Origin of the sequence: Pseudomonas putida (assembly GCF_002025705.1) — a bacterium.
GTDB lineage: Bacteria > Pseudomonadota > Gammaproteobacteria > Pseudomonadales > Pseudomonadaceae > Aquipseudomonas > Aquipseudomonas putida_J.
In genome coordinates, this window is the sequence record NZ_CP018846.1 from 5268312 (window position 1) to 5286017 (window position 17706).

The 17706-nt window shown below is 62.7% G+C and carries 11 protein-coding genes; 2 read left to right on the top strand and 9 right to left on the bottom strand.

Annotation, left to right across the window (positions count from 1 at the left end; genetic code table 11):
- Position 1 precedes the first annotated feature (1 nt).
- From BUQ73_RS23945 to putP, 9 genes are all read right to left on the bottom strand, one after another.
- The gene (locus tag BUQ73_RS23945; RefSeq protein WP_079229949.1) at positions 2-1132 is read right to left on the bottom strand and encodes an O-antigen ligase family protein; all 1131 of its coding nucleotides are present in this window, start codon (positions 1130-1132) and stop codon (positions 2-4) included.
- 80 nt (positions 1133-1212) lie between these two features.
- Complete coding sequence (locus tag BUQ73_RS23950; protein WP_079229950.1) at positions 1213-2097, bottom strand: glycosyltransferase; 885 nt, start codon at positions 2095-2097, stop codon at positions 1213-1215.
- Between the two features lie 147 nt (positions 2098-2244).
- Entirely contained in the window at positions 2245-3201 is a 957-nt protein-coding gene (locus tag BUQ73_RS23955) for a glycosyltransferase (RefSeq protein ID WP_079229951.1), read from the bottom strand.
- Between the two features lie 37 nt (positions 3202-3238).
- Entirely contained in the window at positions 3239-4642 is a 1404-nt protein-coding gene (locus tag BUQ73_RS23960) for a PIG-L deacetylase family protein (protein ID WP_079229952.1), read from the bottom strand.
- Entirely contained in the window at positions 4639-5535 is an 897-nt protein-coding gene (locus BUQ73_RS23965; protein WP_079229953.1) for an antimicrobial resistance protein Mig-14, read from the bottom strand. Before BUQ73_RS23965 ends, BUQ73_RS23960 begins: the two co-directional genes overlap by 4 nt.
- Positions 5535-6665, bottom strand: coding sequence for a glycosyltransferase (locus BUQ73_RS23970; protein ID WP_079229954.1), 1131 nt, complete (start codon positions 6663-6665; stop codon positions 5535-5537). Before BUQ73_RS23970 ends, BUQ73_RS23965 begins: the two co-directional genes overlap by 1 nt.
- Entirely contained in the window at positions 6649-8406 is a 1758-nt protein-coding gene (locus BUQ73_RS23975; protein ID WP_016501928.1) for a carbamoyltransferase, read from the bottom strand. The genes BUQ73_RS23970 and BUQ73_RS23975 overlap by 17 nt, the downstream gene beginning before the upstream one ends.
- Positions 8407-8656: 250 nt before the next feature.
- On the bottom strand, positions 8657-9493 hold the full coding sequence (locus BUQ73_RS23980; RefSeq protein WP_060484690.1) for a 23S rRNA (adenine(2030)-N(6))-methyltransferase RlmJ: 837 nt from the start codon (positions 9491-9493) through the stop codon (positions 8657-8659).
- A gap of 184 nt (positions 9494-9677) precedes the next feature.
- On the bottom strand, positions 9678-11156 hold the full coding sequence (putP, locus tag BUQ73_RS23985; RefSeq protein WP_079229955.1) for a sodium/proline symporter PutP: 1479 nt from the start codon (positions 11154-11156) through the stop codon (positions 9678-9680).
- Between the two features lie 358 nt (positions 11157-11514).
- Here putP and putA point away from each other — a divergent pair, with 358 nt between their 5' ends.
- A complete protein-coding gene (putA, locus tag BUQ73_RS23990) occupies positions 11515-15468 on the top strand; it encodes a trifunctional transcriptional regulator/proline dehydrogenase/L-glutamate gamma-semialdehyde dehydrogenase (RefSeq protein WP_079229956.1) in 3954 nt (1317 codons plus the stop codon).
- A 433-nt stretch (positions 15469-15901) separates the two neighbouring features.
- Entirely contained in the window at positions 15902-17704 is a 1803-nt protein-coding gene (locus tag BUQ73_RS23995; RefSeq protein WP_079229957.1) for an acyl-CoA dehydrogenase, read from the top strand.
- Positions 17705-17706: the final 2 nt, after the last annotated feature.

Consider the following 17706-nt stretch of genomic DNA (forward strand, 5'->3'; position numbering starts at 1 on the left):
GTCAGCCAACAGCTTTCGGGGCTTTCTCAGACTTGCCCAGGCACAGCGACAGGACGAACGGCATCCAGACGACCATCCACATGGCGCGTGCGCGGCCGAATACGGTGAACACGTCAAACTGCATGGCCACTGTGGCGAAGACCCAGATCATCAGGATCGCCATGCCCAGACTTTCGGTGCGATGGCGCCACGCGCGATAGCCCAGCCATAGCCACAGCCAGATCCACAGCGCGGTGAATATCACCCCGTACTGCACGGCGGTATCGAGGATCAGGTTGTGGCAGTGGTTGAAGACCCCTACGGCCGACACCTCATAGGTACTGCTCAGCCCGATGCCCAGCCAGGGGCGTTGCTGAATCAGTGCCAGCGCACTTTTCATCAATTCGAGGCGCTCGGAATCGCCGCGCATCAGAATTGACGGTTCGAACGCGACCAATGCCACCCCAGCCAATAGCGCCAGCACGGCAAGCACGCGATAAAAACGCCCGCCCCCCAGCAAGAGCACGACACCGGCCACGGCAGCCAGCGACACGATGGCGCCACGGCTGGCGGTCAAGACCACGAACGCTACCGAACATGCCTGCACCAGCCCCCAGACAATCCGCCCGCGCAAGCGCTGTGGCCACCATGTGCAGCTCAGCACGACCAGCGCCGCTATGGTATAGGCCGCCGGGTTGGGGTTATCCATGAAGCCGCCAAAGCCGTACATCCGGTCAATGTCACGCAGTGGATAGGCAATGATGGCGGCCAGCGAATACAGGCCCGCCAGCCCGCCCCAGAGAATCATCATGGTCTGTAGCTGGCGATTGAAGGTGCGGCCCCAGACGATCCAGCCAAGCAGCAGCATCAGAAACAACAGCTCGCGCTTGATGTGGGTCAGGTAGCGCGCGGCATCCTGGCTCCATGCCAACGACACCAGTGACCAGGCGAACAGCAGCAGAAACAGCCACAACTCCCGCCGGTTCAGTACCGTGTAGCGGAACTCGTGAAAATGACGCACCAGCAGGTAGAGGCAAGGCAGGTAGACAAAGGCAATCAGCAACCAGTTGTAGAACTTCATGGTCGGAGTCAGCATCACTCCGGCAACACTCCAGAACAGACCGAGTGCCAGCACCAGGCCGGCGGTACCCAAATGGGTAGATATCGTCCGCAGTTGCTCCGCGCCTTGTGACACGACAGAGCAAATGCTTAGACGCTGCGGTAAAAACTGACTCACTTCACATCCTTTGCTTTAACATGCTTGAAGACAAAATACCTAAAGCGTTTCCAGGTCACCCGGTTCCAGCGATACACGGGAATGCTGGCGAACAGGGTCCGAGCAAACGGCTTGTCGAACACCACTGATTCCTTCAGCGCTTTGTTAATGATTGCCAGGCGCCCCGACTCATAGGCGGGGTTATTGATGTAGGGCTCAATGACCTTCAGGTCGTACACCAACTGGCTTTTGTAGGCGGTCTTCGAAATGTTGGTTTCGTGGCGCCTGTACAGGGTCACGCAGTCCGGCAGGATGTCGACCTGATACCCCGCCTCGGCAATACGCAGGGTCATCTGAAAATCCTGCACCTTGATCGACGGGTCGTACCCCCCCACCTTATCGATGGCTTCACGCCGATACATGGCAACTGGCGCGCCAACGGCGTAGGCATCGGCCAGCAACTGATCGAAGCTCATTCGCCGGACCTGGCCGCCGACCACACCTTTGTTCTTGATCTGCTTACCAGTCGAGTCGATGTAGATCACGCTGGCACCCAGCAGGCCGACTTCTGGGTGCTCCTGCATGTACGCGACCTGCCGGCGCAAGCGACCGGCCAGCATCACGTCATCGGAATCGTGGGTGATCACGAACTCGCCACGGGCATGGCTCAACGCATTGTTGAGCGCTGCGCTGACACCCTGGTTTTCCTGATGGTAGAACTGGAACCCGTGGATCTGCCGCAGCGCTTCGATTCTCTCGGCACTGCTATCGGTGGAGCCGTCGTTGACGACGATCACCTCGAAATTATCGTAATCCTGGCTGAGGATGCTGTTAATGCACTCCTCTATGTAAAGCTCATGATTGAAACATGGCACCAGAACTGAAACTAAAGGCCAGCTCATTTCCACACCCGCCCCCTGGCAGCTGGTTTTACCGTTAAGAGCCGAACGTGCGCCGGCTCACTGAACTCATTGCAACAGCCAGGTATTGTAATGGCAGGCATAGTGTCATCGACCATTGAATGGATACCGCTTTTGTCAGCGCGCACGTCAAATTCCAAGCGCCGCACGCAATCTTTCCAACCACCCTATTGGCGCCTGCTTGCGCAGTGCAGGCTCAAGCTCCCGCACGATTCGTGCGCCGACAGCGGCGAAGCTGAACTGCGTCACTGCCAGATCGCGACCATTGGCCGCAATTCGCGCGGCGAGGTCGGGATCGTTGCGCAGCACGGCCAGCTTTTCCTGCAATTGCGGGATGTCGCTGTAGAGCACCACGTTGTGCATATCCTGCAAACCCAGGGCGCGGTTCTCTACCTCTCCTTGATCATAGGCAAACAGCACGCAGCCACAGGCCATGGCCTCAAAATTCTTGATCATGTACTCGCCCATGCCGACATCGGCACTGACGAAAAAGCGAATGCGATTGAGGGTGTTGCAGTAGTCTTCACCCGACTTGGTGCGTGTCACCACCAGGTTTTCGACCCGCCCCAACTCATCGAGCAGCGCCTTGCGCCCGCTGTAGGCGACACTGTTGGTGCTGCCGACGAATGCCAGTTCAATGTCACGCTCACGGCCTTGATCGGTCAGCAGTTGCTCGTCGTAACCCTTGGGCACGAACACCGCGTCGAAACCTTCCTGGCGCAGGCGCTCGCTGACCATGTAGCCCGAACTGATCACCCGTGCCCACGGCAGCTTGCGGTAATGCGCGCTGAACTTGCCTGTGTATTTGCAAGGGATGTAATTCTGGTAGGCGTCGTGCTCCAGAATGACCAGGTTCGGCACCGTGCGAATGAAGGCGACCTGACGGATTTCTTGCTTGAAGCGCAGGAAAAAGACAATGCGGTCATAACGCTCGACCTGCACTTCACGCTTGAAATAACGGCGCAGGTTGCGCTGGTCTTCGCTGGTCAGCCAGCGCAGGTCGCATTCACAGTTGGCCGCGACGCCGTCGTACAGGCGATCGAGGATCGCACGCTGTTCCTTCTGTACCAGAAATAGGATCTTCATTGCTTTCCTTGGGCGCTATGCGCCATCGCGGTCAGGTTTACAGCTCACGCCGCCAGAACAATTCGTGCCGGCGCACGGCCTTGCGGAAGAACTCGTTCTCTCCGTAAGGCGACGCTCGACGCCCTGCCAGCCAGCGCTGCAACAACCGGCGCAGGCGACGCTTGAACGGCGCCCGGGGCTGCAGGTCGTGCATCATGCCCAAGGCCATGGCCTTGTCACGCTGGGTAGCTACATCCAGCAGCAACGCGCACGGCGCCCAAGCCTGCTCGGCGCTCAGTTGCGGCGGCAAGGCCACGCCATCGCCGCTGTCGCCCATTGGCCAGCGGTCGTTGTCATGCAGGTGGTTGGCGTAGCACAGCAGCGTCTGCGGCTGCCAGGCCAGGCCTTGCAAGGCCTCCATGACTGCTGCCTGGGCACAGACATGATCAGGATGCGGATCGAGCTGCGGATGCGGCATGACCAGCACTTCGGGCCTGGCCATTTCCAGCAGGGCCCGCAGATCAGCCAGCAGGTTGTGCCAGGTTGGCGCACCATCGCGGTCGGCCGGCAGCGGGAACGGGTTGAACTGGCGGAACGGGCGAATATCGACCATGTCCGCTTCACGGGACGCGGCAGGCTGATCAGGGGCCGCCTGCATGGCGGGCAGCTGCAGGCAGAAATACCCTAACTGCACGCAGCGGGACTCTGGCACACCAGCCCAACGCGGTACGGCGATGCTGTCCCAGGCGCGCAGGCGGCCCTTCAAGCGGGCAGCCTCTGACTTGCCAAGGCCCATCTGCTGATAGTGCTCGGCCTCGATCTCACCCGCAGTCAGGGTCACCACCCAGGTTTCGTCCGCCTGGCTGTACAAGCCATAAGCAGCCAGCTCGGCATCATCGGCATGCGGCGCGATGACCATCACGCGGCGGCGCTGCAGCTCGACGCTGGGGGTTATCCACAGGCGTGGCTCACCCTGCAGCCGGCAATATCGCCCGCGCAGATGTAGCGTGCCCGCCTGCAAAGGTGCCGCCATCCCGGTGAGGTTGAGGAAGCGCAGCCCATCGACACCGCGTTCGAACGTTTGCCGATCATCAGCTTCGCCGCCGCGCAGCTCTACATGTGGATCGAGGAAGCGCCCCAGCCAGCCACTTTTCACCCGCACTTCAAGGATCAGGGTTTCATCACCCTGCAACGCCGTGTCCACCTTGAGCAGCCCATCGCGCAGCACAGCCGGCGCTTCGTGGCTCAGTTCGCCGAAGCGGTAGGCGTAATCCTCGCCTGGCGCATAGAACAGGTGATCGGCGAACCAGGCTTCGTGCGCAGCCCAGAGCAGCGGCAACAGCAACAGCGGCAGCCACCACCAGGAGAAGACGCCCAGCGCCAGCAGCACGGCCAGGCTGGCCAGCAAACCCAGGCGCTTGTTGCGCCGGTGGCGCTTGAGTAACTGCTGCTTGCGGCTCACGCCTGGAATACCGGCACAGGGTTGCACCAACGGTCCTTGTACTCCCGGTCGGCACGGCCGAACGAGAAACGCAGGGGTTTGTTACGCGCACGGGCATCTTCCCAGGCTGCCTGGGTGTTGAGGAAGCTCAGCACACTACCCGGGCTGAAGGCCTTGGTTTCCGGGTCGACACCGCCGTTGATGTATTCGACGCTGATCCACTCGGGTGCCTCGACGCGATACACCAGCTGAATGGCGATCGGCTTGTCATCGAGCATCAGCACCGAGCCGATCAGCAGTTCACGCAGGCGCTCCAGCACATCGGCCATGCGCTCGGCACCGGTGGCCGGGAAGCCCCAGCGGCGCTGGAACAGGTCGCAGTACATGGCAGCGATCTGCTGCGCGCTGAAGTCGCTGATCGGGCGCACCACGCCACCCGCTTCTTCCAGCAGGCGCAATTCGCGGCGCTGGTTGTAGCGGAACTTCTTCGACAGGTCTTCATGGGCACGGGCCATGGCCAGCTGCTCCTTCTGCACCTTGAGGCCTCTGAAACGGCCCTGGTTCAGTTCGGACAGGTAGCGTGCGGCATGGCGCAACGGCGCGCCGGCATCAGCCGCCGCCGGCAGGATGATCTCGGCATTGCCAAGGTCGAACAGGGCCTTCTTGCCCGCACGCTTGAGCACGTCCTTGGAAAGCGCCAGATGACGGCCCCAGGTCGCAATGGCCGCGGTCAGCTCACCCGCCTGGTACCAGCCCAGATAGCGCACGGGAATCTGTGCCAGGTCCGCCAGTTGCTCGACCACCAATGGGTGCGTCGCTACGCTGCCACCAAAGCGCGCCCACGCCTCTGCGTAGGCTGTCGCGTCGATGACCCGCCAGCCGCGCTCGCGGATGGCTTGAACATGATTGAGCATCAAGCCTTCCCCACCAGCTCACGAACTTGTGGCAACTGCCAGAACGCTTCGCGCACAGCCTGGTCGGAGAAACGCTCGTGCAGCCGCCGCAGCATATGCGTGGCACAGGCTTCACGCTGCTGTGCATCCAGCGCAGCCATGTGCCGCAGGGCCTGCGCCAGTTGCGCGGCATCGGCCAGTGGGAACAGCACGCCAACCCCTTCGACCACTTCGCGCGCACCGCCGCAAGCCGTGGCCAGCACCGGTACGCCGGCGACCATGGCTTCAAGCAGGACCATGCCGAACGGCTCATGGTCGGAGCTCAGGGCAAACACATCGAAGGCCTGGAAATAACGACGGGCATCCGCCACCTGGCCGAGAAAGTCCACCTGCCCGGCAATGCCAAGCTCGCCAGCCAGCGCCTTGAGCTCGGCCTCCAGGCGGCCCTTGCCAAGGATGGCCAGGCGTGCGCCGGCAGGCAGGCCTGGCAGCGCCTCGGCAAAGCCACGCAGCAGAGTCGCCTGATCCTTGTCAGGGTGCAGGCGACCGACATTGCCGACCACCCATGCCTGGGCATCCAGGCCCAACGCCGCACGGGCCTCGGCACGGGGTACCAGGGCCGCTTGCAGGGCGTCGATATCGATACGGTTGTACAGCGTCTGGATACGCTCGGCAGGCCACTGCGGCAGACACCGGCGCATGTCGTCACGCACCGCATCCGACACGCCCAGCAGGCTCAGGCGCTTGCTGAACAGGTTGGCGAAAATCCGCCGGCCCTTGCGTTCGTAGTCGCCAAATGCATGGTGCACACCGATCACCGGCAAGCCGGTGCCCAGCAGCGCGACATAGATCGGCTTGAAACGGTGAGCGATGCAGAAGCTGAAATTGCGCTCGGCCGCGATGCGCCGCAGGGCACGAATCGCACCGAGTTTCAGACCACGCACGGCCTTGGAGCTGAATTCGAGAAACAGCACCTCGTCCGACGCACAGCCGGCCGCAACCTGCGGGTCGGCGGCGCCAGTGAGGAACACAGTGGTGACCTTGTAGCCGCTGCCCTGGAACAGGCTGGCGTACTGACGGGCACAATCGAGGAATGGCCCGTCATAGCCATGGCAGAACTGCAGGATCCGCGCTTCAGAGCGGCTGGTCATAGGCGGCTGCGCCGTCCTTCACGACCAGGATGTCTTCCATGATCAGGTACTGCAGGTCCGAACCGAAGAACATGTTCAGCGCATCGGTCGGCGAGCAGATCATCGGCTCGCCACGGCGGTTCAGCGAGGTGTTCAGCGAGACGCCGTTGCCGGTCAGGTCTTCCAGCGCCTTCATCATGTCGTAGTAACGCGGGTTGTACTCGCGCTTGAGCACCTGGGCACGCGAGGTACCGTCCTCGTGGACCACTTCCGGCACACGGGTCTTCCACTCTTCAGCCACTTCGAAGGTGAAGGTCATGAACGGCGCCGGGTGGTCGACCTTGATCATCTGCGGGGCGACGGTGTCGAGCATCGACGGGCAGAAAGGTCTCCAGCGCTCGCGGAACTTGATCTGGTGGTTGATGCGGTCAGCCACACCTTCGACGCTCGGGCAGCCGATGATCGAACGGCCACCCAGCGCGCGCGGGCCGAACTCCATGCGGCCCTGGAACCAGGCCACCGGGTTGCCATCGACCATGATCTGGGCGATCTGCTGCGGCATGTTGTCGAGCTTGCGCCACTTCGGCTGGTCCGGGTGACGGGCACAGGCGGCGATCACGTCTTCATTGGAGTACGAAGGGCCGAGGTAGACGTGCTCCATCTTCTCGACCGGCACGCCACGGGCGTGGGACACATAGGCGGCCGCACCGACCGCAGTGCCGGCGTCGCCGGAAGCCGGCTGAACGAACAGCTCTTTCACGTCCGGGCGGGCAATGATCTTCTGGTTGAGCTTGACGTTCAGCGCACAGCCGCCGGCGAAGGCCAGCTTGCCGGTTTCACGCAGGGTGTCGCCCAGGTAGTGGTCGATCATCTGCAGCGCCAGTTTCTCGAACAACGCCTGCATGCTGGCCGCGTAGTGGATGTACGGCTCGTCGGCGATGTCGCCTTCGCGCTTGGGCCCCAGCCATTCGATCAGCTTCGGCGAGAAGTAGAAGCCCTTGCCCTTCTCTTTATAGCGGCGCAGGCCGATGACGTTGGCGTACTCGGTGTTGATCACCAGCTCGCCGTTTTCGAAGCTGGCCAGACGGGAGAAGTCGTACTTGCTGGCATCGCCGTAGGGCGCCATGCCCATGACCTTGAACTCGCCATCGAGCATTTCGAAACCGAGGAACTCGGTGATCGCGCCGTACAGGCCACCCAGCGAATCCGGATCGAAGAATTCCTTGATCTTGTGGATCTTGCCGTTTTCGCCGTAGCCGAAGAAAGTGGTGGCGTACTCACCCTTGCCGTCGATGCCAAGGATCGCGGTCTTCTCTTTGAAGCCCGAGCAGTGGTAAGCGCTGGAAGCGTGTGCCAGGTGGTGTTCGACCGGCTCGATCTTGACCTTTTTCGGGTCGAAGCCCAGTTGCTCCAGGCACCAGACGATCTTCTTGCGGTAGCGCTTGTAGCGACGATTGCCCATCAGGATCGCGTCGAGGGCGCGGTCCGGGGCATACCAGTAGCGTTTGGCGTAGTGCCAGCGGGCCTTGCCGAACAGGCTGATCGGGGCGAACGGAATGGCCACCACGTCGACGTCGGATGGCTTGATGCCGGCTTGTTCCAGGCAGAATTTCGCCGACTCGTAGGGCATGCGGTTCTTCGCATGCTTGTCACGCACGAAGCGCTCTTCTTCGGCGGCGGCAATCAGTTTGCCGTCGATGTACAGGGCCGCGGAAGGGTCATGGCTAAGGGCGCCGGACAGGCCAAGAATCGTCAATGCCAAGGGATTAGCCTCTTCATTCGGTAGAGATGCGCCAGCGGCCTCATGGGCGGGTGGCGGCTAAAGGGCGAGATTATAACGCAAACATCGCAGGCTGCGCGGCCGTTGTAGGAGCGGCCTTGCCGGGGCGCCGGACCGGTTGTAAAGGGGCGCGAAGCGGGCCCGGATTTCAGCTTCGCAGCAGAAACCGCCGGGGCTGCCTCGCAGCCCTTTCACGACACGAGGCCGCTCCTACAAGGGCTCGCACTGCCGGCTATTCGGCGATCAGCCAGTCCATGCGGAAGCTGCCGGCAGTCTGCGCCAGCTCCTTGGCCAGCCAGGGCAACAATTCGCGCAGTTCTTCCTCCAGCCCCCAAGGCGGGTTGGCGATTGCCAGGCCAGAGCCATTGAGGCCCTGCGGGCTGTCCTGATGATGCACATACAGCTCGACCCGCAGCAGCTTTGGCGCGCCGGTACTGGTCAGGTCCTGATAGAAGCGGGTCAGCGAGCGCTGGTCCTTGATCGGGTACCAGATGGCTGCGACGGTCTGGCGCATGCGGCCGATCGCCTCTTTCATCGAGGTGGTGCAGCGCTTGAGCTCGTCGGCCTGCTCGAAAGGCGGGTCGATCAGCATGATTGCGCGCTTTTCCTGCACGGGCAGCAAAGCCCGTGGCACATGCCAGCCTTCACCCAAGTGCACGACCACGCGCGGGTCTTTCTTCATGTTCTCTTTGAGCAGCGGCCCGTCTTCGGGGTGCTTTTCGTTGAGCAGTGCACGGTCCTGCTCGCGCATCAGGCGGCGGGCCAGCTCGGGCGAACCCGGGTAGTAGCGCAGCTCACCATCGGCATTCAGGCGCTTGATGATACGCAGGTAGTCCGCAGCCATGGCCGGGATGTCATCGCGGTTCCACAGGCGTGCGACACCTTCGAGGTATTCGCCGGTGCGGGTCGCCTGGTCGCCTTGCAGGTCGTACAGGCCGAGGCCTGCGTGGGTGTCGATGTAGGCGAACGGCTGCTCCTTGCGCGACATCAGGGCGATGAGGCGGGTCAGCACGATGTGTTTGAGGACGTCGGCATGGTTGCCGGCGTGGAAGGCGTGACGATAGTTCATGGCAACTCCTGCGAAGGCGGCAAGTTTACCTTGCCTTGCGGGCGGAGTCAGGTCCGGACTGCTGATCGGCGGCACCTGCTTCGCGGGTAAACCCGCCCACAGGGACTCCACGGCACTCAAGTGCTGCGCAGCTCCTGTGGGAGCGGGTTTACCCGCGAAGCAGGCGCCGCCGATTCAACGGCAATTACTTGTCGGCGTGGTACGCCGCATCAGCGGTTTCGAAGCGCTGCACCATCGCCTGCGACGGGCTGCCCAGCTTGCTCACCACGATGATGGCGATGCTCGCCAGCAGGAAGCCCGGGATGATTTCGTACAAGCCCCAGGTATCGATCTGCTTCCACAGGATCACTGTCAGCGCACCGACCACGATGCCGGCCAGCGCACCATTACGGGTCATGCCCTTCCACAGTACCGAGATCAGCACCACCGGCCCGAAGGCAGCACCGAAGCCGGCCCAGGCGTAGGCCACCAGGCCCAGCACGCGGTTTTCCGGGTTGGCAGCCATGGCAATGGCGATCAGGGCCACGGCCAGCACCATCAGGCGGCCGACCCAGACCAGTTCACCCTGCGAAGCATTCTTGCGCAGGAAGGCCTTGTAGAAGTCCTCGGTCAGGGCACTGGAGCAGACCAGCAACTGGCAGCTCAGGGTACTCATGACCGCTGCCAGGATGGCCGACAGCAGCACACCGGCGATCCATGGGTTGAACAGGATCTTGGCCAGCTCGATGAACACGCGCTCATGGTTCTCGGTGACCGGGCCCGCCAGGTCAGGGTGTGCAGAGAAGTAGGCGATACCGAAGAAGCCTACGGCGCAGGTACCGCCCAGGCACAGGATCATCCAGGTCATGGAAATGCGGCGAGCCTTGGCGATCGACTTCACCGAGTCGGCAGCCATGAAGCGCGCCAGGATGTGCGGCTGACCGAAATAACCCAGGCCCCAGCCCATCAGCGAGATGATGCCGACGAAGGTTGCACCCTTGAGCATGTCGAAGTTGGCCGGATTCTGCGCTTCGATAGCGAGGAAGGTGGTATCGAAGCCACCGGTGGAGATCAGCACGATCACCGGCGTGAGGATGAGCGCAAAGATCATCAGCGAGGCTTGCACGGTATCGGTCCAGCTCACTGCCAGGAAACCGCCGACGAAGGTGTAAGCGATGGTTGCTGCAGCACCGGCCCACAGGGCGGTCTCGTACGGCATGCCGAAAGTGCTTTCGAACAGGCGAGCACCGGCAACGATGCCAGAGGCGCAATAGATGGTGAAGAACACCAGGATGACGATCGCCGAGATGATCCTCAGCACGCCGCTGTTGTCTTCGAAGCGGCTGGAGAAGTAGTCCGGCAAGGTCAGCGCATCACCATTGTGCTCGGTCTGCACGCGCAGACGGCCGGCGACGAACAACCAATTCAAGTAGGCGCCGACGGTCAGGCCGATGGCGATCCAGGCTTCGGAGAGGCCGGAAAAGTAGATGGCGCCCGGCAGGCCCATCAGCAGCCAGCCGCTCATGTCGGAAGCACCGGCAGAGAGCGCGGTGACCACGCTGCCCAGGCTGCGCCCGCCGAGAATGTAGTCGGAAAGGTTGTTGGTGGCGCGATAGGCCGCGAAGCCGATCAGCACCATTGCCGCGATGTAGATCACGAACGTGATCGTTAGTGGATTGCCCATGTGTGTGCCCTGGCGTTTGTTTTTATCTCATGCGCAACCGCCTTCAAGACGGTTGCACCCAGGCGGCGAATGCTATGCAACAACGCAAAGTCGGTGCAACCATTTTTCATTTGCAAGTTGCACCCCGCCGTGCAGTTTCGGAAAAAACCTGTTTTTTGCTTCTTTTTGGAGCAAAAACGGCGTTTCCCATAAGAAAATGCACCGTAATGGTTTCTTTTTAGCCTGTAGGAAATATCACCAGACGAGTTGCACCTTTTCCTTAAAAAAATCGGGTTGCACCTGGTTGCACCCGAAAACGGCTACAGCTAATCTTGGCGCAGCTTAAGCCACAACCGTGGCAATAATGAGGATAAGAAAATTGGCGACGACCACCCTTGGGGTCAAACTTGACGACCCGACCCGTGAGCGACTCAAAGCAGCTGCGCAGTCCATCGACCGCACGCCGCACTGGTTGATCAAGCAAGCGATCTTCAATTACCTGGAGAAGCTCGAGGGTGGCGCAACCCTGACCGAACTCAACGGTCACGCCAACAACCTGGCCGATGACGCTGGTGAAGTGCAGCCAGACCACGCCCACCAATGCTTCCTCGAATTTGCCGAAAGCATCCTGCCGCAGTCGGTACTGCGTTCCGCAATCACCGCCGCCTACCGCCGCCCCGAGCAGGAAGTGGTGCCGATGCTGCTGGAGCAGGCGCGCCTGAGCGCCCCGCTGGCCGAAGCCACCAACAAGCTGGCCGCCGGCATCGCGGAGAAACTGCGCAATCAGAAGAGTGCTGGCGGCCGTGCCGGCATCGTCCAGGGCCTGCTGCAGGAATTTTCCCTGTCGTCCCAGGAAGGCGTTGCCCTGATGTGCCTGGCCGAAGCCCTGCTGCGCATCCCTGACAAAGGCACCCGCGACGCCTTGATCCGCGACAAGATCAGCAACGGCAACTGGCAGCCGCACCTGGGCAACAGCCCGTCGCTGTTCGTCAACGCCGCCACCTGGGGCCTGCTGCTGACCGGCAAGCTGGTATCCACCCATAACGAAGCCGGCCTCACCTCCTCGCTGACCCGCATCATCGGCAAGAGCGGCGAACCGATGATCCGCAAGGGCGTCGACATGGCCATGCGCCTGATGGGTGAGCAGTTCGTGACCGGTGAGACCATCGCCGAAGCCCTGGCCAACGCCAGCCGCTTCGAAGCCAAGGGCTTCCGCTACTCCTACGACATGCTTGGCGAAGCCGCACTGACCGAGCATGACGCACAGAAATACCTGGCGTCCTACGAGCAGGCAATTCACTCGATCGGCAAAGCGTCCCATGGCCGCGGCATCTATGAAGGCCCGGGCATCTCGATCAAGCTGTCGGCCCTGCACCCACGCTACAGCCGCGCCCAGTACGAGCGCGTGATGGAAGAGCTGTACCCACGCCTGCTGTCGCTGACCCTGCTGGCCAAGCAGTACGACATCGGCCTGAACATCGACGCCGAGGAGGCCGACCGCCTGGAGCTGTCCCTCGACCTGCTCGAGCGCCTGTGCTTCGAGCCGGCCCTGGCTGGCTGGAACGGTATCGGCTTCGTTATCCAGGCCTACCAGAAACGCTGCCCGTACGTGATCGACTACGTCATCGACCTGGCCAAGCGCAGCCGCCACCGCCTGATGATCCGCCTGGTAAAAGGCGCCTACTGGGACAGCGAGATCAAGCGCGCCCAGGTCGAAGGCCTGGAAGGCTACCCGGTCTACACCCGCAAGGTGTACACCGACGTATCCTACGTAGCCTGTGCCCGCAAGCTGCTGGCCGTGCCGGAGGCGATCTACCCGCAGTTCGCCACCCACAACGCCCACACGCTGTCGGCCATCTACCACATCGCCGGCCAGAACTACTACCCGGGCCAGTACGAGTTCCAGTGCCTGCACGGCATGGGCGAACCGCTGTACGAACAGGTTGTAGGCAAGATCGCCGACGGCAAACTGAACCGTCCATGCCGTGTGTACGCCCCTGTCGGCACCCACGAAACCCTGCTGGCCTACCTGGTCCGCCGCCTGCTGGAAAACGGCGCCAACACCTCGTTCGTCAACCGTATCGCCGACCACTCGATCTCCATCCAGGAACTGGTCGCCGACCCGGTCACCAGCATCGAACGCATGGGCACCCAGGAAGGCAGCATCGGCCTGCCGCACCCACGTATCCCGCTGCCGCGCGAGCTCTATGGCAGCGACCGCGCCAACTCGGCCGGCATCGACATGGCCAACGAACACCGCCTGGCGTCGCTGTCCTGCGCCATGCTGGCCACTGCCAACAACGACTGGAAAGCCACCCCACTGCTGGCCTGCGCCGCCAGCGAAGTTGCTGCCGTACCGGTACTCAACCCGGCGGACCACCGCGACGTGGTCGGCCACGTGCAGGAAGCCACCGTTGCCGACGTCGACAATGCCATCCAGTGTGCACTGAACGCCGCGCCGATCTGGCAGGCCACCCCACCGGCCGAGCGTGCTGCAATCCTCGAACGCACCGCCGACCTGATGGAAGCCGAAATCCAGCCGCTGATGGGCCTGCTCATCCGCGAAGCCGGTAAGACCTTCGCCAACGCCATCGCCGAAGTGCGCGAAGCCGTGGACTTCCTGCGCTACTACGCGGTGCAGGCACGCAATGACTTCAGCAACGACGCCCACCGCCCGCTGGGCCCGGTGGTGTGCATCAGCCCGTGGAACTTCCCGCTTGCGATCTTCACCGGCCAGGTAGCCGCAGCCCTGGCTGCCGGTAACCCGGTGCTGGCCAAGCCTGCCGAGCAGACCCCGCTGATCGCTGCCCAGGCCGTGCGCCTGCTGCTGGAAGCCGGTATTCCGGAAGGCGTGCTGCAACTGCTGCCAGGTCGCGGCGAAACTGTCGGCGCCGGCCTGGTCGGTGATGAGCGCGTCAAAGGCGTGATGTTCACCGGCTCCACCGAAGTCGCCCGCCTGCTGCAGCGCAACGTCGCTGGCCGCCTGGACAACCAGGGCCGGCCGATCCCGCTGATCGCCGAAACCGGCGGCCAGAACGCAATGATCGTCGACTCCTCGGCGCTGACCGAGCAGGTGGTGATCGACGTGGTGTCCTCGGCCTTCGACAGTGCCGGCCAGCGTTGCTCGGCCCTGCGTGTACTGTGCCTGCAGGAAGACTCCGCCGACCGCGTGATCGAAATGCTCAAGGGCGCCATGGCCGAGAGCCGCCTGGGTTGCCCGGACCGCCTGGCCGTGGACATTGGCCCGGTGATCGACGCCGAAGCCAAGGCTGGTATCGAGAAGCACATCCAGGGCATGCGCGAGAAAGGCCGCGCGGTCTACCAAGTCGCAATCGCCGATGCAGCCGAGATCAAGCGTGGCACCTTCGTGATGCCAACCCTGATCGAGCTGGACAGCTTCGACGAGCTGAAGCGTGAGATTTTCGGCCCGGTGCTGCACGTGGTGCGCTACAACCGTCGCAACCTCGACCAGCTGATCGAGCAGATCAACGCCTCCGGCTACGGCCTGACGCTCGGCGTGCACACCCGCATCGACGAGACCATCGCCAAGGTGGTGGAAACCGCCAACGCCGGCAACATGTACGTCAACCGCAACATCGTTGGCGCCGTGGTGGGCGTGCAGCCGTTCGGTGGTGAAGGCCTGTCCGGCACCGGTCCGAAAGCCGGCGGCCCGCTGTACCTGTACCGCCTGCTGTCGACCCGCCCGGCCGACGCCATTGGCCGTCACTTCCAGCAGCAGGATGGTGAAGGCCAGCCGGACCGTGCCCTGCACGACCAACTGATCAAGCCGCTGCACGCCCTGAAGGCTTGGGCCGAGAGCAACCAGCAGGCCGAACTGGCCGCACTGTGCAACCAGTTCGCCGGCCAATCGCAGAGCGGCATCGCCCGCCTGCTGCCCGGCCCGACCGGCGAGCGCAACACCTACACCATCCTGCCGCGCGAGCACGTGCTGTGCCTGGCAGACAACGAGGCCGACCTGCTGGCGCAGTTCGCAGCCGTGCTGGCCGTCGGTAGCTCGGCGGTGTGGGCTGACGGCGAGCCAGGCAAATCCCTGCGCGGCCGCCTGCCGAAGGAACTGCAGGCCAAGGTCAAGCTGGTGGCAGACTGGAACAAGGATGAAGTGGCGTTCGACGCTGTCATCCACCATGGCGACTCGGATCAGCTGCGTGGCGTGTGCCAGCAGGTGGCCAAGCGTGCCGGGGCGATTGTCGGTGTACACGGGCTGTCCAGCGGCGACCACCAGATTGCGCTGGAGCGCTTGGTGATCGAGCGCGCGGTGAGTGTGAACACTGCGGCGGCGGGCGGTAACGCCAGCCTGATGACCATTGGCTAACGCCAGGGGCTGCTGATGAAAAAGGAGAGCTTCGGCTCTCTTTTTTATGGGCGCATGTCTTGAGATGGTTGGCGCCTGATAGATCGAGCGCCTCCCCCGCGCTGCGCATCGCGGATAAATCCGCTCCTACATTTGTTGCAACGCGGCCATGCCTGTCAGGTCATGGTTGTCAGCCTTGTTTGTAGGGCTCAATTCATGCGCCAGGGCGGGCAACCATGGCGCAACAGGTTCGGCACGTTGCAACAGATGTAGGAGCGGATTTATCCGCGATGCGCCGCGCGGGCGGCGCTGGATTTCATAGGCGCTGAAACAACCAAGACAGGCACCTGTATGCCCCCACCCTTTCTATAGCCATATCACCCAAACCTATTAACCTCCCTCCACCCTGCCCCACCACCTAGACTCGGCTGACGCCCGCTCAAGGACCGCCCCCATGCCCGAGACCCTGCTCAGCCCCCGCAACCTCGCCTTCGAACTTTACGAAGTCCTCGACGCCGAGGCCCTGACCCAGCGCCCGCGCTTCGCCGAACACAGCCGCGAAACCTTCGACGCGGCGCTGTCCACCGCGCGTACCATCGCCGAGAAGTTCTTCGCTCCGCACAACCGCAAAGCCGACGAGAACGAGCCGCGCTACGTAGACGGCCGTGCCGAGCTGATCCCTGAAGTGAAACCCGCCGTCGACGCGTTCCTCGAAGCCGGCTTCCTCAACGCCAACCGCGATTTCGAAGTTGGTGGCATGCAGTTGCCCAGCCTGGTCTCGCAGGCCTGCTTCGCCCACTTTCAGGCCGCCAATGCCGGCACCACGGCCTACCCGTTCCTGACCATGGGCGCGGCCAACCTGATCGAGAGCTTCGGCACCGACGAGCAGAAGCGCCTTTACCTGCAGCCGATGATCGACGGCCGCTACTTCGGCACCATGGCGCTGACCGAACCACACGCAGGCTCTTCGCTGGCCGATATCCGTGCCCGCGCCGAACCCGCGGGCGACGGCACATATCGCCTCAAGGGCAACAAGATCTTCATCTCTGGCGGCGACCACGAGCTGTCGGAAAACATCGTGCACATGGTGCTGGCCAAGCTGCCGGACGCACCGCCTGGTGTTAAGGGTATTTCGCTGTTCATCGTGCCTAAGTATCTGGTCAACGACGACGGCAGCCGTGGCCCACGCAACGATGTGCTGCTGGCCGGACTGTTCCACAAGATGGGCTGGCGCGGTACCACCTCCACCGCGCTGAACTTTGGCGACAACGGCCAGTGCGTCGGCTATCTGGTCGGCCAGCCGCATCAGGGCCTGGCGTGCATGTTCCAGATGATGAACGAGGCGCGCATCGGTGTTGGCATGGGTGCAGTGATGCTCGGTTACGCCGGTTACCTGTATTCGCTGGAATACGCTCGCCAAAGGCCACAAGGCCGCCTGGCGGACAACAAGGACCCGCAAAGCCCGGCCGTGCCGATCATCGAGCACACCGATGTAAAACGCATGCTGCTGGCGCAGAAGGCCTATGTGGAAGGCGCCTTCGACCTGGGTTTGTACGCTGCGCGACTGTTCGACGACACCCATACTGCCAGCGACGAGAACGTACGCAAACAGGCCCAGGAGCTGCTCGACCTGCTGACCCCGATCGTCAAGTCCTGGCCCTCGGCCTTCTGCCTCAAGGCCAACGAACTGGCAATCCAGATTCTCGGCGGCCACGGCTACACCCGCGAGTACCCAGTGGAGCAGTACTACCGCGACAACCGCCTGAACCCTATCCACGAAGGCACCGAGGGCATCCAGTCACTTGACTTGCTGGGCCGCAAGCTGGCGCAGAACAACGGTGCAGGCCTCAAGCAACTGATCCGGCTGATCGCCGCCACCGCCGAACGCGCCAGCCATCATCCGGGCCTGGACACCCTGCGCCAACCACTGGAGCAACTGGTCAACCGCCTGCAGTCGGTAACGCTTGCCCTGCTCGGCGACCTGGCCCAGGGCAAGATCGCCGGTGCCTTGGCCAACTCTGCCCTGTATCTCAAGGCCTTCGGCCACTGCGTAATCGGCTGGCGCTGGCTGGAACAAGCCATCCACGCCGAACTAGGCTTGCTCAAGGGCAACCCCGTCGACCGCGATTTCTACCTCGGCAAACTGCAGGCCGCACGTTATTTCCTGACCTGGGAAATTCCTGGCTGCCATAATGAGCTGGCATTGCTCGAGGCGCGCGACGACACGTGCCTTGCCATGCAAGACGGGTGGTTCTAGGG

Bases quoted from the DNA above. Each gene is read 5' to 3' on its own strand.
- BUQ73_RS23950 (WP_079229950.1), bottom strand. From the start codon at position 2,097: ATGAGCTGGCCTTTAGTTTCAGTTCTGGTGCCATGTTTCAATCATGAG.
- BUQ73_RS23955 (WP_079229951.1), bottom strand. From the start codon at position 3,201: ATGAAGATCCTATTTCTGGTACAGAAGGAACAGCGTGCGATCCTCGAT.
- BUQ73_RS23965 (WP_079229953.1), bottom strand. From the start codon at position 5,535: ATGCTCAATCATGTTCAAGCCATCCGCGAGCGCGGCTGGCGGGTCATC.
- BUQ73_RS23970 (WP_079229954.1), bottom strand. From the start codon at position 6,665: ATGACCAGCCGCTCTGAAGCGCGGATCCTGCAGTTCTGCCATGGCTAT.
- BUQ73_RS23980 (WP_060484690.1), bottom strand. From the start codon at position 9,493: ATGAACTATCGTCACGCCTTCCACGCCGGCAACCATGCCGACGTCCTC.
- putP (WP_079229955.1), bottom strand. From the start codon at position 11,156: ATGGGCAATCCACTAACGATCACGTTCGTGATCTACATCGCGGCAATG.
- BUQ73_RS23995 (WP_079229957.1), top strand. From the start codon at position 15,902: ATGCCCGAGACCCTGCTCAGCCCCCGCAACCTCGCCTTCGAACTTTAC.